The sequence below is a fragment of the Cryobacterium sp. TmT2-59 genome, assembly GCF_004403545.1.
Classification (GTDB): domain Bacteria; phylum Actinomycetota; class Actinomycetes; order Actinomycetales; family Microbacteriaceae; genus Cryobacterium; species Cryobacterium shii.
In genome coordinates, this window is sequence record NZ_SOGM01000057.1 from 1 (window position 1) to 4709 (window position 4709).

At 60.0% G+C, this 4709-nt stretch carries 2 protein-coding genes and 3 pseudogenes; 2 read left to right on the top strand and 3 right to left on the bottom strand.

Annotated features, from left to right (window positions below; genetic code table 11):
• Together E3T24_RS09270 and E3T24_RS09275 are read right to left on the bottom strand one after the other, a co-directional pair.
• Positions 1-782, bottom strand: a pseudogene (locus E3T24_RS09270) (IS256 family transposase); the annotation flags it as partial.
• A gap of 138 nt (positions 783-920) precedes the next feature.
• Positions 921-1226, bottom strand: a pseudogene (locus E3T24_RS09275) (IS21 family transposase); the annotation flags it as partial.
• Positions 1227-1377: 151 nt separating this feature from the next.
• Here E3T24_RS09275 and E3T24_RS17645 point away from each other — a divergent pair.
• Together E3T24_RS17645 and E3T24_RS09285 are read left to right on the top strand one after the other, a co-directional pair.
• The gene (locus tag E3T24_RS17645; RefSeq protein WP_277871428.1) at positions 1378-1530 is read left to right on the top strand and encodes an ATP-binding protein; all 153 of its coding nucleotides are present in this window, start codon (positions 1378-1380) and stop codon (positions 1528-1530) included.
• A 240-nt stretch (positions 1531-1770) separates the two neighbouring features.
• Positions 1771-3039, top strand: a complete 1269-nt coding sequence (locus E3T24_RS09285) for a nucleotide sugar dehydrogenase (RefSeq protein ID WP_134434536.1) — start codon at positions 1771-1773, stop codon at positions 3037-3039.
• A gap of 1490 nt (positions 3040-4529) precedes the next feature.
• Here E3T24_RS09285 and E3T24_RS17340 read toward each other — a convergent pair.
• Positions 4530-4709, bottom strand: a pseudogene (locus E3T24_RS17340) (hypothetical protein); the annotation flags it as partial.

The window sequence follows — 4709 nt, forward strand, 5'->3', positions numbered from 1 at the left end:
TCGCGGCGTAGTGGGTGCGGCAGCGCTGCCAGGTCGCACCGGGCAAGGTCGCCCCGATCGCGGCCACGAGGCCGGCATACGCGTCGCTGGTGACGAGTTTCACGCCGGTCAGGCCACGGGCGGTCAGGTCGCGGAAGAAGCCGAGCCAGCCGGCGCCGTCTTCGGTGCTGGTGACCTGCAGGCCCAGGATCTCGCGGTGCCCGTCCTTGTTCACGCCCGTCGCGAGGAGCGCGTGGACGTTGGCGACTCGGCCGCCCTCGCGGACCTTCAGCACCAGGGCGTCGGCGGCGACGAATGTGTAGGGGCCAGCGTCGAGGGGACGGGTGCGGAACTGCTCGACCTGCTCGTCGAGGTCCTTGGCCATGATCGACACCTGCGACTTGGAAAGACGGGTGATGCCGAGGGACTCGACGAGTTTCTCCATCCGCCTGGTCGACACCCCGAGCAGGTAGCAGGTCGCCACGACGCTGGTCAGGGCGGCCTCGGCGCGGCGACGGCGCTCGAGGAGCCAGTCCGGGAAGTAGGTGCCGGTGCGTAGCTCGCGGGATCGCGACGTCGAGGGTGCCGGTGCGGGTGTCGAAATCCCGGTGCCGGTAGCCGTTGCGGGAGTTGGTCCGGTCGGCGGATATCTGGCCGTATTCGGCGCCGCAGACGGCTTCGGCCTCGGCGCTCATCAACGCGTTGATGAACGTGGTCAGCATCTGTCGCATCAGGTCCGGCGAGGCTTGCTCGAGTTGTTCGGACAGGAAACGGGCCGGGTCAATAAAATGGGGTGCGGTCATCGCGTGTACTCCTTCGGAAAAGACTTGATCGGTCTTTCCAAGAATCACGCGGTGGCCGCCTCACATCGGTGCAACACGCCCATCAGGGCCGGGTTACACCACGCTATTGGACGCAACCGCCTGCGCCATCGCCGCTGCGTCGACATACTCCTGGCGCAACAGCTTCAACGTCACCCCGACCCGAGCCAACTCCGTATGCACCCGCGCCCAGTCCGGCTGCGCGAAGACACTCTCGTGCACGCCGCGGCCGGGGAACAGCATCGAATACACCGCGGCCTCCGACAACTCCGCGACGTCGTCCCAGCCGAGCCCGAGCCGCTCTGCTGCATCGAGCACAGCCCGAATGCTGTGTCTGGACATCCCCTGAGCGGACTCGATCGCCCGTCGCGACAAACCCTGATTTCGCAGCTGCAGGATCTGCTTCGCTTTGATCTTCCGTACCATTACCGGTACTCCTTCCACCGTGTGGCGCTCACATGGTGGAAGGAGCTTTTCAGGTGGTGCTCAACCACGCCGGTAGTGGGGCTGAACGATACGAATCACGCATCTGAACAGTGGGGCTCAACCGCACCACAAGTGGTGCCCAACGAAGCCAATATTCACCCAGTACGCCAAGAAGGACTGGCATCAACGCCTGGGCTCCGGCGTTCACGCCGACGCGATCATGGACCGCATCGTGCACCGCACGATCTGGATCGAGACCGGCGGCACCAACATGCGCGAACACACCGCGGACAACGCGGCGTAACCCACGCCGGTGAGCGCGAGCTGAACCGCTGGCGCTCACCGGCAATACCCAGTGGCGCTGAAACGCAATATTCAGTGGCGCTCAACCGCAATAACTGGTGGCGCTCAAGGCTTCAAATACTCATGGGACGCGTGGTCAAAGCAGTCGATGCGACTGTGGGTCATTTGGGTACTGGTAATATTCCAGCTGGGGGAAGATGAACTGCATCTTGCATTCCCGCCGCAGGTAGGACATGGGGAAATGACAGTAGATAGCCGGATCGTCGTTGTAGTTGGCCAAGGTTACGTCGGCCTTCCCGTTGCCATACGAGCCGTGGAAGTGGGCTACACGGTAGTTGGTGTTGACGTTGATGCGCCGCGCATCAGGAGCCTCTGCGAGGGGAAATCATATGTCGACGATATTTCTGACGCTCAACTCCGGGCGGCTCTCGAAACCGGTCGGTACCTCGCGACGACGGACTACAACGACGTTGCGAATTTCGGCGTTGCGGTCATCACTGTTCCGACTCCTCTTCGTGAGAGCCTGCCAGACCTGAGCTTCATGGAGGAAGCGAGCAGGTCGTTGGCGGCTAGGCTCACGAAGGGTGCCACTGTGATTCTTGAATCGACGACTTATCCCGGGACCACAGAGGAGCTCCTCGTCCCCCTCCTTGAAGCAGGATCTGGACTGACAGCCGGCGTTGACTTCTTCGTTGGATACAGCCCAGAGCGGATTGACCCTGGAAACAAGGTCTGGGGCTTCGTGGAAACCCCCAAGGTCGTCTCCGGGCTGAACCAAGAATCTCTCGCAAAAGTTCAGGGCTTTTATGATGATTTGGTCAACACGACAGTGCCCGTAAGCTCCCCGAAGGAAGCGGAGCTCACGAAGCTTCTTGAAAACACATTCCGCCATGTGAACATCGCGCTCGTGAACGAACTAGCGATTTTCGCGCACCAGTTGGGCGTGAACGTCTGGGAGTCGATTGACGCTGCATCCACAAAGCCTTTCGGCTACATGAGATTCACACCCGGTCCAGGTGTGGGCGGACACTGCCTTCCTGTGGACCCGAGCTATCTCTCATGGCAGGTCCGGCGGAAATTGGGCCAGAATTTTCGATTCGTCGAATTGGCGAACGATATCAACGATCACATGCCGGACTACGTAGTCCAGAGGCTGATGACAATGCTGAACACGAAGTCCAAGTCCCTAAACGGCTCAACCGTATTCATCGCCGGGCTTGCGTACAAAAAGAATACGGGCGACATCCGAGAGGCTCCGTCTACTCGTCTGATCGAGCTGCTCCATGAGTATGGTGCGAAAGTGTTGGCGGTCGATGGTCATGTGGAATCGAATCGTTGGCCGCGCGGAGTTGAGAAGACTGATCTGACAGTTGAATCTCTCCAGAGGGCGGATATTGCAGTCTTGATCACCGATCATGATGAGCTGGACCTCCAGGCGCTGAACCTGGGCGGTACGCCAGTTCTCGACACGAAGAACCGGCTTAGCGGGGCGCATGTCGAACGGCTCTAATCGCCCACCGGGAGATTCGAGATCAGGGCGCCGATCCCGTGCGGCGGTTGGAGCAGCTGCAGCAGCAACCGCCGCCAATGCCATGTTCGTTCTCTCTATTCAAATGCTGGGCCTTCTTACGCTTCTGCCGAGTGAATTCGGGGCGTTTTCACTGCAGTATCTGTGCTTCGCGTTGGCCAGTTCAATTTCGCTCTCTCTAATTTGTGAGCCATGGCTGCGCACCGATGTGCATGACCGTGTCCGCTCGACTTGGCGTGACTATTCGAGTGTGCTTGTTTATCTTGCGCTCGGTGCTGGTGCACTAACCCTGGTTGTGTCGCTGTTCATCCCAGACTTGAAAATCGTCGCGGTCAGTGGTTCAGTCGCGGTGGCCGCAAGCACCTATCGTTCCGGGGCGCGCTATTACCTGGCGAGGGATAGCAAGTGGTCTACGATCTTGGTGTCGGATCTTGCAGGGTTCTTGACTATCCTCGTCGTCTGGTTTGGCCTGCATGCCATTCCTATGCCCGGATTGCTCATGCTCTCGATAGCTTGGACTATGGGGTCCGTCGCGTCCGCGATCATGTCACCTCGCCCCGGCGTGCAGGGCATCGGTGTTGTTTCACGATGGGTTAAGGCCCACATGCGGCACATATCTCCATTGCTGCGGGACTCGGCGCTGATGGATCTTGGAGCCATTGGCACGCCTTTCGTCGTGGCTCCTATCTTGGGCATAACCGGGTTTGGGGTCTACCGCGCAGTCTCGAACGTGTCCGCGCCCGTCAGGCTAATCTTGGATCCGCTCCGGCCGACTCTGGCTGGCGCTCCGCTTTCGACGCATGGGTCCTCACGACGAGTCTGGACTTCGCTCGTCTTGAGTATCGGGTTTGGCTTGGCCGCGTTCTTGGCGTTGGAGTTTGTTCGGGTTGAACGCTTGCAGTTGGGGTCACTCACGTCAGTGGTTGCCTACGCTCTTCCCACGGCACTATTCGTCTCTGCCAGCTTTCTCGGCCACTACTATTTCGTAATAGCGAGAACCCATGCCGGCGGACGTACATTGCTCGTCGGTCGCATAGTGCAGACTATTTGTGCCATATTCTTCCCCATCATCGGTGCTTTACTCTGGGGGTTGTCTGGAGCCGTCTGGGCATACGCAATCGGCACAGCTTGCTCTGCGCTCGCTTGGTTCTTCCTAGTGCTGCGCGCTGCGGTGGCAACACGGCCCCCGCATCGTACTTCGTTGACTCCGCGGCCTGTGAACGACTGAGTGAAAAGTGCATCGGTGCCCGATCGGGGGCACACGGCGTTGTAACCGGGCCTTTTTTGCGTTTTGCAGCACCGGGGATCTGATTGCATGACCCGATGCGCGTCTTTTCAGCGAGCCAAAAGCATCGATCCCAAGACGCGGTAGTGAGATGGGTGAGTCGCCGTCGGTGGTTCCTGGTCTTAGGTTTCATCGGTATCGTTGTGGCCCTGCGGAATTTGTCAAGGTGAATGAGGCCAGCGTGAGTTTAGGCGGCTAGTTTTGCTTCCTGTTCCTTCTCTTCTTGCTCGGCTGGTTTGTTGATCCAGGTGGTGCCGAGCAGGGCGAGGATCTTCGGGTCGGCCGTGGTGCCGAATCGTTCCGGGTTCTGGGCGCGTGCGGCGGCCAAGGTCGCTGACCGGTCGATGGCCTTGCCGGCCGCGAGGCC